The sequence below is a fragment of the Nocardia sp. NPDC056611 genome (assembly GCF_042792755.1).
In the GTDB taxonomy this organism is placed as follows: Bacteria; Actinomycetota; Actinomycetes; order Mycobacteriales; family Mycobacteriaceae; genus Nocardia.
The window spans coordinates 899,406-922,383 of record NZ_JBHTVV010000001.1 but is presented as its reverse complement, the minus strand read 5'-3'; the positions used below and the strand labels follow the sequence as shown (position 1 = coordinate 922,383).

General features: G+C 70.3%; 19 protein-coding genes. 9 read left to right on the top strand and 10 right to left on the bottom strand.

What is annotated here, in order from left to right; all coding sequences use genetic code 11:
• The first annotated feature begins 46 nt into the window (after nt 1–46).
• The 3 genes from ACFRAQ_RS04225 (at nt 47) to ACFRAQ_RS04215 (ending at nt 3,516) form a co-directional block, all read left to right on the top strand.
• Nucleotides 47–997 carry a TauD/TfdA dioxygenase family protein gene (locus ACFRAQ_RS04225; RefSeq protein ID WP_379093950.1) on the top strand — a complete coding sequence of 317 codons (951 nt, stop codon included), beginning with the start codon at nt 47–49 and terminating at the stop codon, nt 995–997.
• 378 nt (nt 998–1,375) lie between these two features.
• A complete protein-coding gene (locus tag ACFRAQ_RS04220) occupies nt 1,376–2,593 on the top strand; it encodes a CaiB/BaiF CoA transferase family protein (RefSeq protein ID WP_379093947.1) in 1,218 nt (405 codons plus the stop codon).
• Nucleotides 2,590–3,516 (top strand): hydroxymethylglutaryl-CoA lyase, encoded by a 927-nt coding sequence (locus ACFRAQ_RS04215; RefSeq protein ID WP_379093945.1) that lies wholly within the window; start codon nt 2,590–2,592, stop codon nt 3,514–3,516. Before ACFRAQ_RS04220 ends, ACFRAQ_RS04215 begins: the two co-directional genes overlap by 4 nt.
• A gap of 11 nt (nt 3,517–3,527) precedes the next feature.
• Here ACFRAQ_RS04215 and ACFRAQ_RS04210 read toward each other — a convergent pair whose 3' ends face one another.
• On the bottom strand, nt 3,528–3,776 hold the full coding sequence (locus ACFRAQ_RS04210) for a hypothetical protein (RefSeq protein WP_379093942.1): 249 nt from the start codon (nt 3,774–3,776) through the stop codon (nt 3,528–3,530).
• A 303-nt stretch (nt 3,777–4,079) separates the two neighbouring features.
• Here ACFRAQ_RS04210 and ACFRAQ_RS04205 point away from each other — a divergent pair, with 303 nt between their 5' ends.
• Nucleotides 4,080–4,607, top strand: a complete 528-nt coding sequence (locus ACFRAQ_RS04205; protein WP_379093939.1) for a hypothetical protein — start codon at nt 4,080–4,082, stop codon at nt 4,605–4,607.
• Nucleotides 4,608–4,667: 60 nt separating this feature from the next.
• On the opposite strand, the gene ACFRAQ_RS04200 is transcribed toward ACFRAQ_RS04205, so the two are convergent.
• The 3 genes from ACFRAQ_RS04200 to ACFRAQ_RS04190 all read right to left on the bottom strand — a co-directional run bounded on the left by ACFRAQ_RS04200 (nt 4,668) and on the right by ACFRAQ_RS04190 (nt 8,168).
• Nucleotides 4,668–5,741 (bottom strand): hypothetical protein, encoded by a 1,074-nt coding sequence (locus ACFRAQ_RS04200; protein ID WP_379093936.1) that lies wholly within the window; start codon nt 5,739–5,741, stop codon nt 4,668–4,670.
• A gap of 120 nt (nt 5,742–5,861) precedes the next feature.
• Entirely contained in the window at nt 5,862–6,989 is a 1,128-nt protein-coding gene (locus ACFRAQ_RS04195) for an acyl-CoA dehydrogenase family protein (RefSeq protein ID WP_379093934.1), read from the bottom strand.
• A 9-nt stretch (nt 6,990–6,998) separates the two neighbouring features.
• Complete coding sequence (locus ACFRAQ_RS04190) at nt 6,999–8,168, bottom strand: acyl-CoA dehydrogenase family protein (protein WP_379093930.1); 1,170 nt, start codon at nt 8,166–8,168, stop codon at nt 6,999–7,001.
• Nucleotides 8,169–8,332: 164 nt separating this feature from the next.
• Between ACFRAQ_RS04190 and ACFRAQ_RS04185 the strand changes: the two genes are divergently transcribed.
• Nucleotides 8,333–9,091 (top strand): hypothetical protein, encoded by a 759-nt coding sequence (locus ACFRAQ_RS04185; RefSeq protein WP_379093927.1) that lies wholly within the window; start codon nt 8,333–8,335, stop codon nt 9,089–9,091.
• Nucleotides 9,092–9,163: 72 nt separating this feature from the next.
• Here ACFRAQ_RS04185 and ACFRAQ_RS04180 read toward each other — a convergent pair whose 3' ends face one another.
• On the bottom strand, nt 9,164–10,963 hold the full coding sequence (locus ACFRAQ_RS04180) for a DEAD/DEAH box helicase (RefSeq protein ID WP_379093924.1): 1,800 nt from the start codon (nt 10,961–10,963) through the stop codon (nt 9,164–9,166).
• Nucleotides 10,964–11,235: 272 nt separating this feature from the next.
• Between ACFRAQ_RS04180 and ACFRAQ_RS04175 the strand changes: the two genes are divergently transcribed.
• Together ACFRAQ_RS04175 and ACFRAQ_RS04170 are read left to right on the top strand one after the other, a co-directional pair.
• Nucleotides 11,236–12,039: a carbon-nitrogen hydrolase family protein gene (locus ACFRAQ_RS04175; RefSeq protein WP_379095798.1), complete on the top strand. Its 804-nt coding sequence runs from the start codon at nt 11,236–11,238 to the stop codon at nt 12,037–12,039.
• Between the two features lie 41 nt (nt 12,040–12,080).
• Nucleotides 12,081–12,728, top strand: coding sequence for a phosphoribosyltransferase (locus tag ACFRAQ_RS04170; protein WP_379093921.1), 648 nt, complete (start codon nt 12,081–12,083; stop codon nt 12,726–12,728).
• 6 nt (nt 12,729–12,734) lie between these two features.
• Here the strand turns inward: ACFRAQ_RS04170 and ACFRAQ_RS04165 are convergent, their stop codons facing one another.
• Nucleotides 12,735–13,478 carry an alpha/beta hydrolase gene (locus ACFRAQ_RS04165; protein WP_379093918.1) on the bottom strand — a complete coding sequence of 248 codons (744 nt, stop codon included), beginning with the start codon at nt 13,476–13,478 and terminating at the stop codon, nt 12,735–12,737.
• Nucleotides 13,479–13,899: 421 nt separating this feature from the next.
• On the opposite strand from ACFRAQ_RS04165, the gene ACFRAQ_RS04160 reads away from it, so the two are divergent.
• A complete protein-coding gene (locus tag ACFRAQ_RS04160) occupies nt 13,900–17,640 on the top strand; it encodes an AAA domain-containing protein (protein ID WP_379093915.1) in 3,741 nt (1,246 codons plus the stop codon).
• Between the two features lie 49 nt (nt 17,641–17,689).
• Here the strand turns inward: ACFRAQ_RS04160 and ACFRAQ_RS04155 are convergent, their stop codons facing one another.
• Both ACFRAQ_RS04155 and ACFRAQ_RS04150 read right to left on the bottom strand, forming a co-directional pair.
• Complete coding sequence (locus ACFRAQ_RS04155) at nt 17,690–18,865, bottom strand: amino acid deaminase/aldolase (protein ID WP_379093912.1); 1,176 nt, start codon at nt 18,863–18,865, stop codon at nt 17,690–17,692.
• Nucleotides 18,866–18,921: 56 nt separating this feature from the next.
• Nucleotides 18,922–19,401: a TetR family transcriptional regulator gene (locus tag ACFRAQ_RS04150; RefSeq protein WP_357283428.1), complete on the bottom strand. Its 480-nt coding sequence runs from the start codon at nt 19,399–19,401 to the stop codon at nt 18,922–18,924.
• A 419-nt stretch (nt 19,402–19,820) separates the two neighbouring features.
• Between ACFRAQ_RS04150 and ACFRAQ_RS04145 the strand changes: the two genes are divergently transcribed.
• A complete protein-coding gene (locus ACFRAQ_RS04145) occupies nt 19,821–20,555 on the top strand; it encodes a tyrosine-protein phosphatase (protein WP_379093908.1) in 735 nt (244 codons plus the stop codon).
• Nucleotides 20,556–20,582: 27 nt separating this feature from the next.
• Here ACFRAQ_RS04145 and ACFRAQ_RS04140 read toward each other — a convergent pair whose 3' ends face one another.
• Both ACFRAQ_RS04140 and ACFRAQ_RS04135 read right to left on the bottom strand, forming a co-directional pair.
• Nucleotides 20,583–21,833: a class I adenylate-forming enzyme family protein gene (locus ACFRAQ_RS04140; RefSeq protein ID WP_379093905.1), complete on the bottom strand. Its 1,251-nt coding sequence runs from the start codon at nt 21,831–21,833 to the stop codon at nt 20,583–20,585.
• A gap of 320 nt (nt 21,834–22,153) precedes the next feature.
• The gene (locus tag ACFRAQ_RS04135; RefSeq protein WP_379093902.1) at nt 22,154–22,948 is read right to left on the bottom strand and encodes an enoyl-CoA hydratase/isomerase family protein; all 795 of its coding nucleotides are present in this window, start codon (nt 22,946–22,948) and stop codon (nt 22,154–22,156) included.
• Nucleotides 22,949–22,978 lie beyond the last annotated feature (30 nt).

Below are 22,978 nucleotides of genomic sequence, written 5' to 3'. Positions count from 1 at the left end.
TCATGGCTCGAATCCGGGCCGGACTCCACCGGGCGAAAGGCATGGCATGTCCGTCGATTACGCAACTTCCACCCCCACGGTCGTGCAGCTGGGCAGCAGGATCGGCGCGCGCATCGACGGCGTCCGGCTCAGCGGCGACCTGGATTCGGTGACCGTGCAGGCCATTCAGGACGCGCTGCACAAGCACAAGGTGATCTTCTTCCGCGGCCAGGAGCACCTGACCGAGGACGGGCAGTACGAGTTCGCGCAGCTGCTGGGCGCGCCCACCACCCCGCACCCGACCGTCACCTCCAAGGGCGTCAAGACCCTGCCCATCGACTCCGAGTACGGCCGCGCCAACAGCTGGCACACCGATGTGACCTTCGTGGACCGGGTGCCGAAGGCGTCCATCCTGCGCGCGGTGCACCTGCCGTCCTACGGCGGCTCCACCACCTGGGCCTCCACCGTGGCCGCCTACGACTCGCTGCCCGCGCCGCTCAAGGTGTTCGTGGAGAACCTGCGGGCCCGCCACACCAACGCCTACGACTACGCCGCCGACCGGACCGAGGTGGCGCGCGGCGAGAACGCGGAGGTGACCGCCAATATCAAGGCCTACCGCGAGGAATTCGAGTCCAGCTACTACGAGACCGAGCACCCGGTGGTGCGCGTGCACCCGGTGACCGGCGAACGTGCCCTGCTGCTCGGCCACTTCGTGAAGAACTTCGTCGGCTTCTCCGCCGCCGAATCCCAGGCCCTGTTCCAGCTCCTCCAGAACCGCGTCACCCGCCTGGAGAACACCACCCGCTGGAACTGGCAGCTGGGCGATGTCGCGATCTGGGACAACCGCGCCACCCAGCACTACGCCATCGACGACTACGACGGCCAGCCCCGCCGCCTCACCCGCATCACCCTCGCGGGCGACGTGCCGGTCGACGTGCACGGCGACCCCAGCACCATCATCACCGGCAATGCCGAGCACTACTCGATCATCGAGGAGGTCACGCCCCGCGCCGCCTGAAACCCGGCGCGGAGCACCGCGATCGGGCCACACCGGGTGCTGCCACTCACCCGCTGTTGCCCGTTGTCGCGGACCGACACGACTCGATGCCATGTGGCCGCGCGCCACACGTACACCTCGCGGCCACATGGCCAGGCCGGTGCGACGACACCAACCTCTCGTCGTCGCACCGGCCTTTCGTCGTTCACCCGGTTGTCCTCCGACCCGCACGCATCGGAGGAACCCGTAGCCCTCGCGCACCGTGCGCTGCACCATAATGGTTCGCGGCCCGTCTCGTTCTGGACTGAGCGGAGCGGGGGAGCGAAGCGGAGGAGCGCAGGGAGGGAAGAACGAGACCTCCAGGGCCGCGAACCCGCCCGTAGCGAAGCGGAGGGCACATTGAACACGGAGATTCGGCCGCTCGACGGGGTTCGGGTTCTGGAGTTGGGAAATTACGTCGCTGCGCCTACGGCCGGGCGGATACTCGGGGACTTCGGGGCCGAGGTGATCAAGGTCGAGCGGCCGGAAACCGGTGACGAGCTGCGGAATTGGCGGCTGTACGGCGGCGATACGTCGATGCTGTACCGGACGGTCAACCGGAACAAGAAGTCGATCACGCTGGATCTGCGGACCGAGGCGGGGCGCGGGATCGTGCTCGACCTGATCAAACAGTGCGATGTGCTGCTGGAGAACTTCCGGCCGGGGATGCTCGAGAAGTGGGGTCTCGGGCCCGAGGTGCTGAACGCGGCGAATCCGGATCTGGTGATCACGCGGATCTCCGCCTACGGGCAGACCGGGCCGCTGTCGCAGCGGCCGGGCTTCGCGGCGGTGGCCGAAGCGGTCGGCGGGCTGCGGGAACTCGTGGGCGATCCGGATCGGCCTCCGGTGCGGGTCGGCGTGTCCATCGGCGATTCCATCGCGGGCATCTACGCCGCCTTCGGCACCGTCATGGCCTTGTTCCAGCGGGAACGAGTGCAGCGGGTTCCGTTGGAGCAGCGCGTCATCGACGTGGCGTTGAACGAGTCCATCCTCTCGGTGATGGAATCGCTGGTGCCCGACTATCTGGCCTACGGCATCAATCGCGAGCGGGTCGGCGGGCGGATGGAGGGCATCGCGCCGAGCAACGCCTATCCGACCAGCGACGGCTACAGCATCATCATCGGCGGCAACGGCGATGCCATCTTCCAGCGCTACATGCAGGTCATCGATCGTCCCGACCTGGCCGCCGACCCGGAGTTGCAGGACAACGCGGGACGCTGGCGCAACCGCGATCGGCTCGACGCCTCGATCGCCGAATGGACGCGGCTGCGCACCCGCGAGGAAGCGCTGAAGGTGCTCGAGGCGGCCGCCATCCCGTGCGGGCCCATCTACACCGCCGCCGACATCGTCGCCGACGAGCAGTACAAGGCGCGCAATATGATCCAGCCCTTCCCGGTGGACGTGGGCGAGCCGGAACCCAAGGAAGTCGGTTTCCCCGGCATCGTCCCCGTGATCGGCGGGCAATCGCTGCCCATCCGCAATGTCGGCCCGGACCTCGGCGAGCACACCCGCGAGGTGCTGTCCGAGCTGCTCGGCCTGACCGACGCCGAGATCGATGCCCTGGAGGCGAAGTCATGACCCTGCGCGATGTCACGCTGCGCGACGGACTGCAGCTCACCGGGAAGGTGCTGCCCACCGAGCGCAAGGTCCAGATCGCCCGGCAGCTGCTGGCCGCGGGCGTGCCGGAGCTGGAGATCGGTTCCATGGCGCGCCCGGATCTGGTGCCGCCCATGGCCAATACCCTCGAACTGGTCGAGCGGCTGACACCCGAGGAGCTGGATCGCTGCTGGGTGTGGGTGGCCACGCCGCGGCACGTCGCCAAGGCCGCCGAGGCCGGGGTGCGCAACTTCCAGTACTGCTTCTCGGTGTCGGACGCGCACAACAAGGCCAATATCGGCCGCACCACCGAGGACAGCCTGGCCGCCATGCCGGAGGCGGTGCGGTACGCGCACGAGGCGGGCGGGCGCATCCAGCTCTGCCTGGCAACGGCTTTCACCTGTCCGTTCGACGGGCCGGTGGATCCCGCGCGGGTGCTGGCCATCGCGGCCGATCCGCGCGCGGAGGGCGCCGCGGACATCGTGATCGCCGATACCCTCGGGCAAGCGCATCCGGGTCAGGTTGGCGCACTGGTGGCTTCGGTGGCCGCGACCGGGCGCTGGGGAACTCCGCAGCACCGCATCGTCTTCCACGGGCACGACACCTGGGGTATGGGGGTGGCCAATTCGCTGGCGGCGCTGGCCGCGGGCGCGGGCGTCGTGGACGGTTCGCTGGGCGGGCTGGGCGGCTGCCCGTTCGCGCCGGGCGCCTCCGGGAACACCTCGAGCGAGGATCTGTTGTTCGCGACCCGGCCGGAATGGTTCACACCGTCCGTATTGTCGGACTTGGTGTGCATTTCCGAGGATTTGCTGAAAGAACTCGGCGAACCGAATCGATCCCGGACCATCGAAGGCGCGAACTCGGAAGCCACGGCATTCGAGTGGACAATTACCAACCGGAATTGATTCGCTAGAAATTAGCTATCGTGCGCGTCGGCGCGAATCTTGAGCAGAATCAGGCCCGCGGTACAGGCCAGGATCAAACCCGCGACGGTGATCTCCACCCGCAGTCCGGCAATACCGAGAATCGCACCGGTGAGGCCGCCCAGAAAGAACAGCCAGGCGGCGGTGCGGGCCAGGAGCGCCGGCACCCGCGGCGTCGGAGGGGCCGCAGGCTCTCCGGAGCGCGCCGATGCGCGCAGCGGGGATATCGAGAATGCACCCATCATCCACTCCTCGGTGACGCCCGGCAGGTTCGCGAATCTTCGGCGCGCCCCTCGGCTAATTTCGAGCGTCTCTTGTGTAACTTTGGACACACATTACGGCCCGGCAACGGAAAGTCCATGCGACGCGTATGCAAAACGCGCCGAGTTTACTAATTCGATATTTGAATCACCGCTGTTTGAGATATTTTCGAGGCCCCGGAAATGCGTCGAACGGGTCCTCCGATCGAACCGACCACCCGCCTGGCCGATGCCCATCGCCTCCGTTAGGGTGAGCCCACTCGATACGAATCAGGAGTGCCACTCATGGACGGCAGCAACGCCCGCGCGGACGACCACGCGGTCACCCCGTGGCGTCGCCTGCCCAAGCCCGTGGTGTACGCCGCGGCCGCGGTCGGCACGGTCTCGGCGGGGCTCATCCTGCTCGGCGCGTGCGGTCTCGGCCACACCGACACCTATGTCGCGCCGCCGCCGCTCAACGCCGATCTGCAAGCGGCCCCGGTGACTTCGGCCAAGAGCGGCGCCTCCGCCACCCCGGCGATCGTCATCCCGCCGTCCCCGACCTGGCGGGTGGCCGCCGACCAGCCGTCGCGGCGCGCTCCCATCTCCACCGTCACCGGCACCCCGGAGGATCCGGCCGACCCGAGCAATACCCGCTCGACCCCGGCCCGCCCGACCACCACCACCCGGCCGGCGACGACCGAATCCAGCCGGACCACAACGGAATCCCCGCGCACCACCACCGAGGCGCCGGTCACCACCCGCCCGGAGACCACGCAGCCCCCGAGCGCCTCGCCCACGGACCACGCGGCTTCGGACACCTCCGACAACTAGTCGAACACCTCGGACGACCAGCGCGCCTTCGACGTTCGGCACGCCTCGGACGACCGGCCTCTACCAGTCGCCGTCCTCGACGGGCTTGCCCTGCTTGTCGCCCAGCTGATGTACCTGACCGGGCGCCGGCGGCTGCCACGGTTCATGGTCGTCACCCAGCCAGTCACCGACCGGGACCACATTCGCGAGCGGATCGGCGGGCGCGAGATCGGTTGCGTCCGAATCGAAGTAGTCGAACCAGGGTAGGCCGGCGGCGGTGTACGCGGCGCGGTCGACCGGCGACGGCGGCGCGGCCTCGCCGGTGATGCGCCGCCAGTCGGGCGGGGTCACCAGGTGCACGAAGACGCGACCCGAGCGTTCGGTGGACCAATCCGCCAGGGGGCGTTCGTCTTTGTAGATCTGCTGCCGCATGGTGCCGCCGACGCCCAGTCCCATGGCGGTGGCGCGCGGCGCCCCGGCCGGATGACCACCCGGGGCCGGCGGCGCGCCGTAGGCCGGAGCCGCGGCCGGGGGCGGCAGAGCGCCGGGAGCTCCGGCCAGGAAGGCGGAACCCGACTTGCGGTAACGCCGCCGGGACGCCCGCTCGCGGCGTTCCTCCTCGGCCTTGCGCCAGCGCGCCAGTTCGAGATCGTTGAGCGCGAAGTTCTGGAGTTGAATCCCGCCCCAGGTCTCCTCCCCGGTGACCTGGCCCTCCACGGTCGCGCCCAATCCGAGTGGCACCGCGACGAATTGCCGGATGGTGCCCTTGCCGGAATTGATGCCGTCCAGCCACGGCTGCCGGGGCAGCACCACGTAGTTCTGCGGATCGCGATCGAGCCGGGCGCTCCACGGCTTCCCCGACACCGCGCACACCTTGCCCACGCCGATCTGCAGCGCCGCGGGCTCCTTCGCGGAGAACGACAGCCACATGGCCTCGCGCAGATACATGGGCAGCATGACGCCACCACGTTCGGCCCATTCCGGCGGCACCGAGGCGGCGTAGTCCGCCACCCGCCGCACCGGGAACTCACCGAGCCCGGGCGGCAGCGGATGCGTCCCCTGCTCGGGCAGTCTCAGCGTGCGGATGAACCGCACCCCCACCTCACCGGGCAACACCAGGGTGTTCCCGTCCAGCCGTACGGCGTCTCCTCCCATGCTCCGACCCTACGCCCGCCAATCCGTATGCCGACACCGGAATTTCAGCTTCGCACCCCGGACCGACACACGAACGCACCCCGCTCATGGCTCGAGCGGGGTGCGTTCGGGGGCTCCGGGTCAGAACTCCACGAGGCTGTACTCGCCGACCCGATCGCTGAGCACCCGCAGGTGCTCCAGGTCGCCGCCCAGGGTGCGGGCGATGGCGGTGAGCCGGGCGACATAGTGGCTCACCGGGTACTCGGTGGTGATGCCGATGCCGCCGTGCATCTGGATCGACTCCTGCCCGATGTGCCGGGCCGAGCGGCCGACCTGCAGCCGGGCCCGCGACGCCGCGACCCGGTCCGCGGAACCGTCGGCCACCGCCGCGGTCGCGTACAGGCTCATGGAGCGGGCCAGCTCCAGCGAGACGTACATGTTCGCGGCCCGCTGGGTCAGCGTCTGGAACTTCGACAGCGTGACCCCGAACTGCTTGCGCGTCTTCAGGTAATCGGTGGTGAGCCGCATCGACTCTTCCATCGCGCCCAGCGATTCCGCGCACAGGCTCGCCTGCGCCGCCACCGTGACCTCGTCGATCACCGGCTGGGCGTCGCCGCCCTCGCCGAGGAGTTCGGCTGCCGCGGAGGCGAATTCGAGCTGCGCGCCACGCCGCCCGTCGAAGGTGCGGAACGGGGTGCGGGTGACGCCGTCGGCGTCGGCGGCGAGCAGGAACAGTCCGACTCCCCCGCCGGGCAGGGCGGCGCTGACCACCAGCTGGTCGGCGCAGTCACCGTGCGGCACCGGGTTCTTGACGCCGGTGATCCGGTAGGCGTCCCCGTCCGACACCGCGGTGGTGGCCAGATCGGTCGCGGGCCAACGGGCGCCGGGCTCGTCGTGCGCGAAGGCCAGCAGGGTCTCCCCGCCCGCGAGCGCGGGCAGCACGCGCTGCCGCTGGTCGGCGCTGCCCGCGCGGGCGATCAGCCCGCCGGGGACCAGCACGGCGTCGAGGTAGGGTTCGGGCGCGTTGCGGCGGCCGATCTCCTCCATGACGACCATGGTCTCGACCGGGCCCGCGCCCACGCCGCCGTCCTCCTCGTCGAAAGGCAGTCCGAGGACGCCCAATTCGGCAAGCTGCCGCCACACGTCGCGGTTCCAGCCGAGCTCGGTGTCGATGACCTTCAGGCGCGTCTCCGGGTCGTAGGCGCGGCCCAGCAGGTCCCGGACCGTATCGCGCAGCATGACCTGTTCATCGGTGAGTTCGAAATCCATGGCGGCGGCTCACAATCCGAGGATGGTGGAGGCGATGATGGTGCGCTGCACCTCGCTGGAGCCTCCGTAGATGGTGGTCTTGCGGTAGTTGAGGTACCCGGGGCCGCTGCGCTGCGCCCAGCCCGGCGAGGCGATGTCGGCGGCGTTCACCGGCAGCGCGTCCGGACCGGCGATCTCGAGCAGCAGTTCGGTGGCGGCCTGCTGCAACTCCGAACCGCGCAGCTTCAGCACCGAGGAGGCCGGATTCGGCTTGCCGTCACTGGAATTCGAGATCACCCGCATCAGGGTGAGCTCCAGCGCCAGCAGCTCGTTCTCGATCTCGGCCACCCGCGCGGCGAAGACCGGATCCTCGAGCAGCGTGCCGTTGCCCGAACGGATCTGCGCCGCATGCTCTTTCGCGACACCCAGCTTGACCTTGGTGCGGCCCACGCCGGTGATGCCGGTGCGCTCGTTGCCGAGCAGGAACTTGGCGTAGGTCCAGCCCATGTTCTCCTCGCCGACCAGCTGGTCGGCCGGGACCCGGACGTTCTCGAAGAAGACCTCGTTGACCTCGTGGTGGCCGTCGATCAGCTTGATCGGGCGGATGGTGACGCCCGGGGTCTTCACATCGAAGAGCAGCATCGAGATGCCCGCCTGCTTCTTGGCGTTCGGGTCGGTGCGGACCAGGCAGAAGATCCAGTCGGCGTACTGGGCCAGGGTGGTCCAGATCTTCTGGCCGTTGACGATGTAGGAGTCGCCGTCGCGGACCGCCGTGGTGCGCAACGAGGCCAGGTCCGAACCCGCGTCGGGCTCGGAAAAGCCCTGGCACCACCAGATGTCGAGGTTGGCGGTCGGCGGCAGGAAGCGCTGCTTGAGCTCCTCGGAGCCGAACTGGGCGATGACCGGGCCGATCATCTGGGCGTTGAAGGTGAGCGGCTCCGGCACCGACGCCAGCTGCATCTCGTCTTCCCAGATGTGCAGCTGCATGGGCGAGAAGTCGCGGCCACCCCATTGCACCGGCCACTTGGGCACGGCCAGGTGGTTCTCGTTGAGGAGGCGGTGGGTGGTGACGATGTCATCGCGAGAGAGCTCGAGACCGTACTTGACGCGGTCACGGATCTCCGCCGGGATCTTGGTCCGGTAGAACTCGCGCAGTTCGTCCCGGAATGTCACCTCATCGGGTGAAAGGGCCAGCTTCATTGCTTCTCCCGAGCGTCGCTGTGATGTCGCCATCAAACCTACCCCCCGGTAACGATCCATTTGTCACCCGGATCACACCGACGGGGCGGCTCGGCGGCACCGGGACCGACCTGAACTGGTAGGTTGCCCGAGAACCCCACACCCGCAACGCAGGAGCAGCCAGAGTGAACGGCAGCACGCTTTTCCGGCGCACGGCGGCGATCGCCGCGATGACCACCGCCGCGGCCCTCAGCACCACCACGGCCACTGCCGATCAGCCCCGCACTCCCGCCGAGACCGGCGTCGAACAGCTCGCCCACGCCGTCGGCGACGACGTAGCGGGCAAGACCGCGGTCGCCGACATCGCCAAGGCCGCCCAGCTGGTCGCCGCCGCGAAGCTGGAAAACGTTCAGTTCACACCATTCTCGTACCTGGCCCCCACCCTGGGCTGCGGCTTCAACATGCCGTTCAGCCTCACCTCGGCCACCGCCGTCACCGGCGTCGCGGGCCCGGCCACCACGGTGTCGCTGCCCGCGGGCAATGTCAGCTTCCAGGTCATGGCCCAGCAGAACGGCTTCCCCCTGTCCTCCGGCCTGACCGTCGCCTGGCTGAACGTGAACAACGGCCGCAGCGGCATCGTCCCCCTCGACGACCACACCGAGTACAGCCTCCCGACGCTGTCCAAGACCGTCGAGACCGGGCCGGGCACCATCATCGCCTCGCTCTGGGGCACCATCGACTACCCCAACGCCCGCTGCGTGGTCCTCCCGACCGTCGGCCTCTCGACCGTCCCGGACGCCCCCGCGGTCCAGGCCACCCCGCCCGCCGCCACCCCGGCGGCCCCGGACGCCTCCGGTGCGACCCCCTCCGTCACCCCGGCCGCGCCGACCACTCCCGCCCAGACCCCGGCCGACAATTCCGGCTCCGGCAGCGCTCCGGCCTAGACCGCGCCACCACCGAAAACACAACGCCCGCATCCATTCCGGATGCGGGCGTCGTCGTTTCGGAGCGCTGTGTCAGAAGCGCGGCTTGCGCCGATGCTGGTCCGGGCGCTTGCCCTCGCGGCGCGGGGCGCGGCTCATGGAGCGCTGTCCGGGCGGGCCGCCGTCCAGGGTGAGCTCGATGAGCTGACCGCTGATCCGGGTGCGGCTCAACGCGTTCAGCGTTTCCTTGGACAGGTCGGCGGGCAGCTCCACCAGCGAGTGGTCCGGGCGGATGCTGATGTGCCCGAAGTCGCTGCGGCGCAGGCCGCCCTCGTTGGCGATGGCGCCGACGATCGCGCCGGGGGCGACCTTGTGGCGCTTGCCGACCGAGATCCGGTAGGTGACCAGTTCCGCGCCGGTCTGACGGTGCCGCGACGGGACGCCGGGCTCACGCCGTTCGCGCGGGCCGCGCTCGCGATCGTCGAAGGAACGCGGGGCGCGTTCGCGGCGCTCGCGCGGGGCGGGCTCCGGGTCGGGCTCCATGAAGAAGCTGTCGCCGTCGTGGCCGCCGACCGCCAGCGCCGCCGCGATGTCCACCAGCGGAATGTTGTGCTCGCGCTCGTATTCCTCGATGAGCTTGCGGAACAGCGGCAGGTTGTCCGAGGCCAGGTTGTCGGTGATGGCGTCGTGGAACTTGGTGACGCGTTGCGCGTTCACGTCCTCGACGCTGGGCAGCTGCATCTCGGTGACCTGCTGGCGGGTGGCGCGCTCGATGGCATCGAGCAACCGGCGCTCACGCGGGGCCACGAACAGCAGGGCGGTCCCGGTGCGGCCGGCGCGGCCGGTGCGGCCGATGCGGTGCACGTAGGACTCGGTGTCGTGCGGGATGTCGTAGTTGACGACGTGCGAGATGCGTTCCACGTCCAGACCGCGCGCGGCGACGTCGGTGGCGACCAGGATGTCGAGCACACCCGACTTGAGCTGGCCGATCGTGCGCTCACGCTGCGCCTGCGCGATGTCACCGTTGATGGCCGCGGCGGAATACCCACGCGCGCGCAACTTCTCGGCCAGCTCCTCGGTGGCCTGCTTGGTGCGCACGAACATGATGATCGCCTCGAAGGGCTCCACCTCGAGGATGCGGGTCAGCGCGTCCAGCTTGCGCTGATGCGACACCTGCACCCAGCGCTGGGTGATGTTGGTGTTGGTGGAGGTCTTGGTCTTGACCGTGATCTCGACCGGATCCTTCAGGTACTGCTTGGAGATCTTGCGGATCACCGTCGGCATGGTGGCCGAGAACAGGGCGACCTGCTTCTCCGCGGGCGTGTCGCGCAGGATGCGTTCGACGTCCTCCTGGAAGCCCATCTTGAGCATCTCGTCGGCCTCGTCGAGCACCAGGTACTGCAGCTCCGACAGGTCGAGCGTGCCGCGCTCGAGGTGATCGATGACGCGACCCGGGGTGCCGACCACCACCTGGGCGCCGCGCCGCAGCCCCGACAGCTGCACCGCGTAGTTCTGACCACCGTAGATCGGCAGCACATGCGTTCCGGGCATATGGGTGGCGTACCGGCCGAACGCCTCCGCTACCTGGATCGCCAGCTCACGAGTAGGGGCCAGCACCAGCGCCTTCGGCGCCTTGCCCGCCCCGTGCATGCCCTGCAGCACCGGGATGGCGAACGCCGCCGTCTTACCGGTACCGGTCTGGGCGAGACCCACCACGTCATGGCCGTCCAACAGCGGCGGAATCGTCGCCGCCTGGATCGGCGACGGCGATTCGTAGCCGACATCGGCGATGGCCCGCAGAATGCGGTCATCGAGCCCGAGATCGGCGAAGGACGGGCCGGAAACGTCCCTCTCGTCGTCAGTGGGAACGCTGTCGGCCGGTGAGGTGCTCATTGCCATGGATTTTACTGCCTGCTAGCTGCGGGCTTGACCATCGGGTGAATACCCTGGGAGTCGTGCAACCGGACAACCCGCCCGCGCCCGCCCTCCCGACGCCCTCGAGTCCGGTTTCCGGACTCGGAAATACCGAAGCCGCTCCTGTCCACAGCTATGCCGCCGGGACCCTGGCCTCGCCCGATGCGGCCAGCTCGGGAGCCGTGGCGGCGGCCGTCCCCGAGTCCGGCGCCGCGGCCCGGCAGCAGGCCGGCGCCGCGCCCGCGGGGTCGGTGGACGTGGCGGTGGTGCAGTTCGATCCGCACACCGACACCGTGGCCAATCTCACCGCCCTGCGCGCCGAGGTCAAAGCGGCCAGCGAACTCGGAGCGAAGGTGGTGGTGGCCCCCGAGTACTCGATGTTCGCCACCAAGCGCCTCGACGAGCGGGTGCTGGCCGCCGCGGAGCCGCTCACCGGAGAGTTCGTCACCGGATTGCGCGGCGTGGCAGCCGAATTCGGCGTGCACGTGGTCGCCGGCGTGGTCGAGGCCGGGGGCCCGGACCAGCCCGCCGGGCACATCTACAACACGCTCGTCGCCGCCTCCCCGGACGCCGAGTTCGCCGCGGTGTACCGAAAAGTTCATCTCTACGACGCTTTCGGCTCCCGCGAATCCGACCTGCTCATCCCCGGCCCGCTCGACCAGTCCCAGACCTTCACCGTCGACGGCGTCGTGTTCGGCATGCAGACCTGCTTCGATCTGCGATTCCCCGAGGGCATTCGCCGCCTGGCCGCCGCCGGCGCGCATACCCTGCTGCTGCCCGCGCAGTGGATTCCCGGCCCCGGCAAGGTCGATCAGTGGACCACCCTGCTGCGGGCCCGGGCCATCGAGAACACCATGTACGTGGCCGCCGCCGACCAGGCCGCGCCGCGCGGCTCCGGCGCCTCCATGATCGTCGCCCCCACCGGCGCGGTGCTGGCCGAACTCGGCGATCAGCCGGGCATCGCCACCGCCCGCGTCGACCTGGCGCACCTGGGCGAGGTCCGGGCCACCAACCCCAGCCTGGCGCTGCGCCGGTACACCATCTGGGGCGACTGACCCCCGGTGAGCCGAGGCTCACGCAACTAGACTGAATACCGATGATCTATCCGGATCGCGGGGCCGCCGGGCGCGCGCTGGGTGAGGTGCTCGGGCACCTGCGCGCGGCGGATCCGTTGGTGCTGGGACTGCCTCGCGGCGGGGTTCCGGTCGCGGTGGCGGTCCGCGAGGCGATCGGCGGCGATCTGGATGTGCTGCTGGTCCGCAAGCTCGGAGTGCCGTGGCAGCCGGAGCTGGCCATGGGGGCCATCGGCGAGGACGGGGTGCGGGTCCTCAATCACGACGTCATGCGGCACACCGGGGTGTCCCCGGAGCAGCTGATCGACATCGAGCACGTCGAACGCGCCGAGCTGGAACGGCGGCGGCGGGTGCTGCGCGAGGGGCCGCCGATCGACATGACCGACCGGACCGTGGTGATCGTCGACGACGGCATGGCCACCGGCGCGACCGTGGCCGCCGGATGCGAGATCGCGCGCCGGCACGAGCCCCGGCGGGTGGTCGTCGCCGTGCCGGTGTCCTCGGCCGAAGCGCTGCAGCGGATCCGGGCCGTCGCCGATGAGGTGGTGTGCCCGATGGTGCCGCGCTATCTCGGCGGCGTGGGCGGCGCGTATCGCGACTTCCACCAGCTCACCGATGCGGAGGTGGTGCGGCTGTTGCGGCCCGCCACCGCCCGCGATCCGGAACGGTGACCGCCGTCAGACCAGCGAGCGGGCGTGCACGAAATCGACCACCTCGGCGGTGACCGCCGCGTGCGCGGGCTCGTGCAGCAGATCGTGGCCGGTGTCGGGATAGGTGAGGAAGCGCGCCCCGACCTGTTCGGACCAGGCCCGGACCGGGTCGATCGGCGCGCGCCGATCGTCCGCGCCGTGCACGATCAGCACCGGCAGGCCCTCGGGTAGCCGGGGGCCCGGCCAGTCCGATTCGCTGGCCGTCGCCGCCGCCGCCGCGGAGCGGGCCTCGGCCGAACTTCCGCCGGAAACGGCTTGGGCCCGGCCACGATTCGCGACCGCGCTGCCGCGGGCGGATTTCGGCGACCGGCCCTCCAGCACCGCCTGCGGCGTACCGGACAGCACCAGACCGGAGAAGTCTCGCGGTTCGGCGTCCCGCAGCACCGCCAGCGCGGTGGCCGCGCCGAGCGAGTGACCCATCAGGAAGGGCGTGGAGTCGGAGTGCTCGTGCACTTGATCCAGGAACATGCGCGCGTCGGCGGCCAGTTCGTGAATATTGCCGGGCCGCTCCGGGTCTCCTTCGCTGAGACCGTGGCCCGAGGTGTCCAGGGCCCAGAGTTCGATTCCGTGCGCGGCGAGCGCCCGGGCAAACCGATGGTAGTGCGCGCTGTGCTGGCCGATCCCGGGCAGCAGAGCCAGGACGGCCTGGGCATGGTCGAGCTGCCATCGTCGGTAGTGAAGGCGGCCGCGAGCGCCCGCGAGGTAACGCATCGGCAGATTGTGACAGACCGGAGGCGGCTGTGGGGAAGCTCCGAACAGGCAACTGGTCAGTAATTAATGGAGGGACCGAACGATCGGCCCGGGTTTCCGGTCCGGGCCGGTCCCTCCGGCCGGACCGGACGGGCGACCCGGTCTCGCCCGCCGGGCGACACGCCGGAATGGCGGGGCGATTTCTGGCGTCCGACCGGGCGTTGAGCCGACTCCGGCCACCGCGCCCCGCACGAGTCGCGTTGTCTCCCAACACCGCCCGCAAACGCGCGCTGACGTGGGCGGCTCGCGACCGGGACGACCCGGTGCGCGGGCCCCACCTGGCGGCACATCACACCGCCCGCAGTCATTACGCTATGGCCGACTCGGCACGTGACGATCCCGGCCGGGCGGGCGGAGCAATGGCACAGGAGGGCCGCGATTGATGCTGTTCGGTGATCGTGTCGTGTGCAGCACCGGAGACCTGGTGGCGGCGGCGCGTTGTGAGTTCGCGCTGCTGCGCGCGCTCGACGCCGAACTGGGACTGGTGACCCCGGTCGAGTTCCCGTCGCGCGGCGCGCTCACGCGCACCCCGGACCCGGCCGTCGAACACCGCCTCGCCGACCTCCGCGACCGCCACGGCGACGCCGTCACCCGCATCCGCCTGTCCCGGGCCGCCGCGGCCACCCTCGGCGTGGCCGCCCTCACGCCCCCGGACGCCGACCCGTTCGCGGGCCTACCCGACGACCATCCCCGCGCGCTACGCCGCGACACCGCGGCCGCGACACCCGAGCACACGCAGGACGAGGCGCTGGCCGGACTGCGGGCCGCGCACGAGCAGACCGCGGCGGCACTGCGCGGCGCGGCCGAGGCGGTCGCGGGGGCCGTGCTGTTCGACGGCGACTTCGCGGCCCGCTGCGAATTCCTGGTCCGCGACCACGCACCCGAGGGCCACGACTACATCGTGACCGGTGTCGCCGGACGCCGCGGCGGGGTCGCCACCCTGCTCGGCCTGGCCGCGGCGGCGGAAGCCCTACGGCACAACGGCTTCCGGTCCGCCTCCCACGCACTGGTGTGGGAGGACGGGGTCCGTGTCACCCACCGGCTCGCCGACATGGCGGTGGTCTACCAGGCCCGGCGCGCGCGGCTGAACCTCATCGTGGAATCCAAACTCGGCGAACTACTTCCCGTGCAGTGGGGCGATCGACGCTTCCTGGCCTGCGGCCACTGCCCCACCTGCACCGCCGAACTCGAGGCCCGCCGTGACCTGCTGCTGGTCGCGGGCATGCGCCCGGCCACCCGCGCCCACCTGCGCGACGCCGGCATCACCACCGTGGACCGGCTCGCGGTCGCCGACTCCACGGTCACCGGCATCCCCGCCGCCACCCTCACCACCCTGCGGCGCCAGGCCGAGGTCCAGATCCTGCGCGAACGCACCGGCCGCCCCGTGCACGGCCTCGTCGAGCCGGCCGCTCTCGCCGCGCTGGCTGCCCCCGCCCCGGGCGAACTGTTCGTCAGCGTCACCGCGCCCCCGGGACCCGACGGCGCCGCGATCCCCATGGTCAACACCTGCGGAACCGCCCGCCCCCGAGCCGGAATGTGCCGCACCGCAGGTGATTTGATCGTCCACGTGGGTTTCGGCGCGGCGATCGGCGACGCCGATCCCACCAACGCCCGCCACCGCGCCGACGGCCCACGCGACGCACAAACCGACACCGCCGAACACCCGCGCGAGGCGGAACACACCGCGGCCCGGCTCGGCAACGCCGACATCCCTCCGGTGGCACTGAGTTTCGGCCCCAGAACACCCGGCGCGACGGCTCCCGGGACCGTCGGAGATCGCGTGGCCACCGCCGAGCCCGGGCCGATGCCCGGCGTGAGCACCATCGACCTGGGCTTCGTGCCCGCGCCCGCGCTGCCGAAAACCGAGCGCACCTTCGTGATTCGAGGCGGCGAGCGGGACGGCGGGGTGTCGCTCACCCGGCGGCGGGACGACGCGGACGAGCTGCTGGAGTTCCTGATGGAGCGGCAGCGCGAGTTCCCGGAGCTGCGGATCCACCACTACCGCGGTGATCTGCGCGAGGTGCTCGATGCCGTCGGTGAGCGCGACTCCGAGGCCGAGGACGCGGTGGCGGAGCTGCTGCCCGCGCTGGTCGATCTGTACCCCGTGGTGCGGGCCGCGCTGGTGGTCGGCGAGCGGTCCTACGACCTGCACCAGCTGCCGCCCAACCAGGAGGAGAGCGGGCACGGCGCCGAAGCGGTGCTGCGCCTGCGGGATTGGCTGCTGGAGCTGGCCGCCGAACACCAGGTGCGGCCGAGCCGGCGCTGGGCCTACGACTACGCCGAGACCGGGCCCGACGACGTCGAGGCCGCGCTGCGGGAATTCGCCGAGAGCTCGGGCGCTCGACGCGGCCCGGCCCAGGAGGCCGCCGGACTGACCGCGGCCGCGCTCGGCTATCACCGGCGCGAACGCCGTCCGCTGCGCTGGGCCCACGACGACCGCCTCGACCACCCGGTGGACGAATGGGCCGACACCGCAGGCGTACTCGTCGCCGACTCCGGTTCGGTCGACACCGACTGGCACGGCACCGGACAGCGGCCCCTGCGCCGGTACCTGACCCTGACCGGACGCCTGGGCACCGGCAACGCGCCGCCGCCCGGCACCCCCGTGCTCACCCTCTACGACCACGCCGCGCCCGGGATGACCGTCACCCCGGGGCTGCGCGCCACCGCGCACGCCACCGTGCTCGGCTGCTCCCTGGACGCGGGCTTCGAAGACGTGGTGCGCGTCGTCGAGTTCCTGCCCGAGGGCTGCGCGCCCTACGACGAGCTGCCCACCGCCATCGCGCCCTGCCCGCCCGGCCCCGACGCGCGTCTCGCGGAAGCCTTGGAGGACACCGCACATCAACTGCTGGTGACGCTCCCCCACGTGCCCGAGACGGCCGTCTTCGACATCCTCACCCGCCGCCCGCCGCGGCTGCGCACCGGCGCGGCGCTGCCCGAGGTGTTCGGCGACCACGCCGCCGCCGTCACCGCGGCCGTGCTGGACCTCGACAATTCGTATGCGGCCGTGCAGGGTCCGCCCGGCACCGGCAAGACCGTCACCACCGCGCGCGCCGTGGAACGCCTCGTCACCCGCTACAAGTGGCGGGTCGGGGTGGTGGCGCGCACGCACCGGGCGGTCGAGCACCTGCTGGACGCCGTCGTCGAGGTGGGCGTGCTCCCGGAGCTGGTGGCCAAGGCCGACAGCCGCGCGGTGGCCCCGGAATGGCTGCCCATCGAGGCGTCCCGCTATCCGCGCTTCCTCGACAATGCCGTGAACGGCTGTGTGGTGGGCGGGCTCTCGGGCGACTTCACCGATCCCGAACGCATCGCGCGCGACAGCCTGGACCTGCTGGTCATCGTGGACGCCGGGAAGTTCCCGCTGGCCGAGGCGGCCGCGGTGGCGGTGTGCGCGCGCAACCTGCTGCTGGTCGGCGACCCCGCGCCGCCCACGACGCACGGCACCCACCCCGAACCCATCGCCGAATCCGTGCTGGGCCGGCTGCTCGGCGCGCACCGCACCCTGCCCGCCGCCTACGGCTACTTCCTGGACCGCACCTGGCGCATGCATCCGCGCATGTGCGGGCCGGTGTCGCGACTGCGCTACGACAATCGGCTGCGCTCGAACGAAACCGTCACCCTGGCACGGGAACTCGACGGCATTCCGCCGGGCGTGCGCACGGTCGCGGTGGAGCATCACGGCAACGGCACCGAATCCGCCGAGGAGGCGCGCGAGATCGTGCGCCAGGTGCGGACGCTACTCGGCCTGCCCTGGCACACCGGGGCGGTCACCCGCCGCCTGCACCCGCACGACATCCTGGTGGTGGCCCCGTATCACGCGCAGGTGGCGCGCATCCGAACCCTGTTGTCGCGGGCCAAGATCGAGGACGTGCTGGTCGGCACACCCGATCACTTCCAGGGCCGCGAGGCGGCGGTGGTGCTGGTCTCCATGACCACCTCCGCGCCCGAGGACGCCCCGCACGGCATCGGGGCGCTGCTGTCGCGGCACTGGCTGACCAGCGCCATCTCGCGGGCCATGTGGTCGGCGATCATCGTGCGCTCGCCGCTGCTGACCGAATTCCTCCCGGCCACCACGGCCGAGCTCTCGGACCTGGCCGCGGTCCTGCAACTCGACCGGGTCTGACACCGCGCCACCGAGTTCCCCCGACTGCCGGAACTCGGTGCACTCGGGGTCAGCCGAAGTTGTGGCCTTCGCCGCGATAGGTCGGCACGGTGGTGCGGCTGCCGTCGGCGTCGACGAGCTGAACCTCGTTGAACCGCTCGCACAGTTCGCCCGCCTTGGCATGCCGGAACCACACGCGATCGCCGATCCGCAGCCCGTCGGCGCCGGTCAGCGGGGTCTGCACCTCACCCGCGCCCTCGGTGCCGATCAGCTTCAAGCCCAAGGGCCACACCGGTTTCGGCACCCGGGACGCGCCCGTGGGACCCGAGGCGATGTAGCCGCCCGAGAACACGGTGGCGATCCCGGGCGCGGGACGGCGCAGTACGGGAGCCGCGAAGTACATGGACGGACGCGGAGCGAGATTGCGGTAGCCGTCGAACAGGGTCGGCAGGTACAGGCCCGAGCCCGCGGTCACCTCGGTGACGTCCGGGTCGCTGATGGAGACCTCGATGGAGCCGGTGCCGCCGCTGTTGACCAGCTCCAGTTCACCGGCCACCGACCGCACCGCGTCCAGCACCTGGCGGCGGCGCTTGCCGATCTCCGCGGCGGAGGCCCACTTCACGAGGCGCACAGCCGGATTGGTGTCGGGCAGGCCCGCGATCTGGGCCTCGTAGGTCATCACGCCGACGAGCCGGAAACCGCGGGAACGGGTTTCGGTCGCCAGCTTCGCGGCCTGGTCGGGGGTGCGGATCGGGGAGCGGCGCACGCCCAGGTGCAGCGGGCCGATGCGCAGGGAGGCGTCGACGTCGAGACACACACGGGGAGCGGCCTTCTCACCGACGGCGGCGCGGATGAAGTCGAGCTGGTCGGTGTCGTCGACCATGAGGGTGATGGAGTCGAGCAGCAGCGGATCGGCGGCGAGTTCGGCCAGCGCGTGCCGGTCGACGGTCGGATAGCCGAGCAGCACGTCGCGCGCGCCCTCGCGGACCAGCCAGATCGCTTCGCGCAGTGAGTAACCCATGATCCCGGCGAAGCCGCCGGACGCGGTGAGCTTGTCGCCCAGCACTTCCTCGAGCACCGCGCGGCAACGCACGGATTTGCTGGCCACCCGGATCGGCACGCCGCGGGCGCGGCGCACCAGATCGGCGGCATTGGCGCGTAGGGCGGTCAGGTCGACCGCGGCCAGCGGTGGTTCCAGGTCGGCGGTGGCCGCGTGCAGCCCGCTGATCGGCGACGAATCGGTCACCAGATCATTCGACCACGAACCTGGTCACTCGTCCAGCACAAAGTTCGGGCGAATCCTCAGAGGTCGACGGCCTTGGTGGACAGGTACGAGACCAGGTCGTCCAGCACGACCAGCGAGATCTCGTCATCGCAGTCCGCCAGCCAGCGCAACACCATGCCCTGGATGACGGCCAGCAGGTAGGCGGCGATGGCGTCGACCGGTTCCAGCCACTGGGTACCCGAACGGCGGGCGCACAGATCCAGGAACTCGGTCACATCGGCGTCCAGTTCGCGGAACATGGCGGTGGCGATCGGATCCGGTACGCAGCCGGTCTGGTTCTCCCAGCGCCGCCGCAGCACCGACAGGGTCGACTCGTAGGCCCGCAGCTGCCGGTCGGGTGAGGATTTCAGGATCGGCCACAGCGTGCTGACGCCCGCGTGCAACAGAACTCGAAGCGCACGATTACCGCTGAAATCGAGCGACCCGGCCGCGGCCTCGATGGCCTCGGTCATGGCCGGACGAAGTCCGACCTGGGTGATTTCTCCACTTGCGCTCAACGACGACTCCCTTTAGCGAAAAGACTCGCGCACCTCTGCCTGCGCGGCTCGCTCAACGGGTTTCAGATCAGCATCGATCACCGGCCTGTACCCCGGCGTACCCGTTCAACGGGTACCGATGTTACGTCGTTTACTTGCCTTGCAACCAGCTTTGATGGCCGATTACGTACCTCAGGATTGTTTTGTTACCTGATTGAAACGGGCCCGCGATCGATTGGGAATGATCAAATTGAACGATCGCCAGGTAAAGCCGTTGTTTGGACCAATCGGTATTTTATGGCGGTATGCGCGACACACATAGCGGGTGTGCGCGACCCCACACCCGACAGCGCATTTTCGGGCACCGGATTCGCCGCGAACGAGTCCCGCTCACCGATCGATCGCCGACCACGAGTCCCACTCACCGATAGCCTGAGCTCGTGACCTCTGCGCGCTACGACCAATTCCTGATCTCCGGCACCTTCAACTTCCGTGACCTGGGTGGAGCACGGACCGTGGGCGGATCCACCGTCAAGGAAGGCGTCCTGCTGCGGTCCGCCCAGCTAAGCCGCATCGACGACGCCGGTGTCGACACCCTGCGCACGCTGGGCGTCACCGATATCCACGACCTGCGCGGACACGCCGAGATCGAGTACATCGGGCACGACGTCATCCCGGACGGCGTGCGACTGCGGGTCACACCCTTCGACTCCCGCATGGGCCAGACCCCGCCGCACGAGGCGCGCGACAAGGCGACCGCCCAGGCCCACATGCTCGAGGTCTACCGCCAGTTCCCGGCCCTGCCCGAGGCCCACCTCGCGATCAAGTCGCTGGCCGACTCCACACTCGCCGGCACCGCGCTGGTGCACTGCGCCGCCGGCAAGGACCGCACCGGCTGGGCGGTGGCCACGCTGCTGCGCGCGGTCGGGGTCACCGAGGACGACGTATTCGCCGACTACCTGCTCAGCAATGACGCGGTGCCGGTGCTGCGCTCGTTCATGAGCGCGGAGTCCGACAAGGAGGTCTCCGACGACCTGCTCGGCGTCCGCACCGAATACCTGGAGTGCGCCACCACCTCGATGCACGCCCTCTACGGCGGCCTCGACGGCTACCTCACCGAAATCGGCATCACCATCGAGATCCGCGACGCCCTGCACACCCGCCTGCTCGGCTGAGCGCCCGCGTCCCGGCGGGTCCGCGCGTCAGCCGACGCGGCGGACCAAGCCGTCGGCGGTGATGCTGACCTGGTTCCCGGTGTGGAACCAGGGCCCGGTGAAGCGCGATTCGGTGGTCTTCGGATCGTTCCAGTACCGCGGGCTCACATTCGGACCGCGGCACAGCAATTCTCCGCACCCGGCATCCGCGTGCGGGCCCCACAACGCGAGTTCTGTTCCCCCGAAGGCGAATCCGAGGGTGTCGCGGGCACTGTCGTGGCCGTCGAGGTCCAGGGCGGTGTCGTCGCGAGCCAGGCCGATGCCGGAGGTCTCGGTCGCGCCCCACACCGACCACTGCCGCGCGGCCGGGAAGACCTCGCGCAGGGTGTCGGCGACCGAACCGGATGCGGCGGAGGCCGCGGCCAGTTCGGCGCGGTGCCCGGCGCTGCACACCTGACGCACCTGCTCCACCCGAAGCCCCGCCAGGCCGGGCAACAGTCCGGCGAAGATGCTGGGGGTCGCGGCGACCATGTCGATGCGTTCGGCCACCAGCGCCCGCGGCACCAGGGACCGGTCCGGGGTGAGCACCACCGTGCCGCCGACCGCGAACGTCGGCAGCAGTTGATCCACGCACCCGCTGGCGTGCGCGAGCGGCAGCAGCACCAGGTTGCGCAGGCCGTCGGTGGGCAGATCCAGCGCGCCGACCACGGAACGGATTGCGGAGAGCAGGTTCTCGTTGGTCAGCTCCACCCCGCGCGGGGCGGTGTCGGGGCCCGGGCTGGTGTAGGAGAGCAGCGCCAGCTCGCCCAGGGACGCGCCGTCGTCGATGAAGGCCGCGCCGTCGGGCAGGGCCGCGGCGAAACCGGCCGCGGTACCGCCGCCGTCCAGCACGAAGTCGGCGCAGGCGTCTCGAATCACGCGGTCCGCCACCACGTCCGGGAGGCCGTCGTGGACCAGCACCGGGACCGCGCCGGAGAGGAGCGCGCCCAGGAAGGCCTGGACCCAGCGGGCGCCGACCGGCATGCGGACCGCGACCCGGTCGCCGTAGCCGATGCCGTGCTCCTGCAGCCCGCCCGCGATGCGGGAGGCCGAGTACCAGAGCTCGCGGTAGGTGAGCCGGGGGCCGCCGATCTCGACGACGGCCTCGCGGGCGGCGAAATTGTGGACCTGGATATCGAGTAGCTCGGTCAGTGCGGGGGTGAGGTTTCCGTAGCGCAGGATGCCGTCGGCGGCGCGCGCAAGCGGGTTGTCACACCAGCCGTTTCGCGTGTGCGGGAATTCCACGAGTAACTGCGACATCGTCCCTCCGAGTGCCTCGAAGCCCTGCCAGGCATGAGTGACTATATGATGCAGATCACAGAAGTGGGCGGATTGTCGGCAAACGGATGTCAGGCTTTGACCCCACGGAAACAGATCGGCGTCCTGCCAAACCCTGGTTCCCCCAATCGAGCCTGCGGAAACGTCGGATTTCGGATGTCGTTCACGACCGGGCGTCCGGAATGCGCATCGAGCGGTCTCGTGTCGCCCTCACTCCGACACCATCGCAGGTAGACGGCTTGACACGCCCGGGCGTCATTAGACACGCCCGGGCGCGCGCAGCCGGTTCGACCGGTCTGGGTCTATGTGCCCGTGTACGTGGCCTTTCCGGGGCCGACCTCCAGGAAGCTGCGCACCGCGCCCTTCAGGTCCGCGGTGCCGAAAAGTTGCCCGGACACCTCCGGGGTCACCGAATCGGCGTGGGCGACACCGCCGGACCGCCAGGCCTCGATGATCGTCTTGGTGGCCGCGTGCGCGCGTGTCGGCCCCTCGGCGAGGCGGGCCAGCAGCGCCCGGGCGGCGGCGTCCACGTCCTCGTGCACGGCATTGACCACACCCCAGTCGGCCATGGTGGCGGCGTCGTAGAGGTCACCGGTCATGACGAACTCGCGAGCCCGGCCCGAACCGGCCCGCTCGGCCAGCCGCTGCGGGCCGCCCATGGACGGGGTCAGGCCCACCACGGTCTCCACCAGACCGAACTTGGCCTTGGGAGCGGCCAGGATGATGTCGCAGGCCAGCGACATCTCGAAGGCCGCGGTCAGGGTCAGCGAGTGGGCGGCGAAGACGACCGGGCACGGCAGCGCCTCGAGCGGGTGGATGATGCGCGCGAACAGGGCCTGCCACAGCTGCGCGCCCTCCTCCCCCGACAGCCCGTCGAAGACGTGCACGTCCACCCCGCCCGACACCAGCTTGCCGTCGGCGCGGATCAGCAGCGCGCGGGGCGGATTCGCCGACAGCTCCTCGAGATCCGAGGCGAGGGTGTCCATCAGCGCCATGTCGAAGAGGTTCAGCGGCGGATGGTCGATGGTGAGGATCGCCGCGTCCGCGCCGCCGTCGGTGACGATGCGCTCCAGGCGGGTGGGCTTCGAGTCAGTCATGCCCTGAATGTATGCGGACGCTTACCTTCG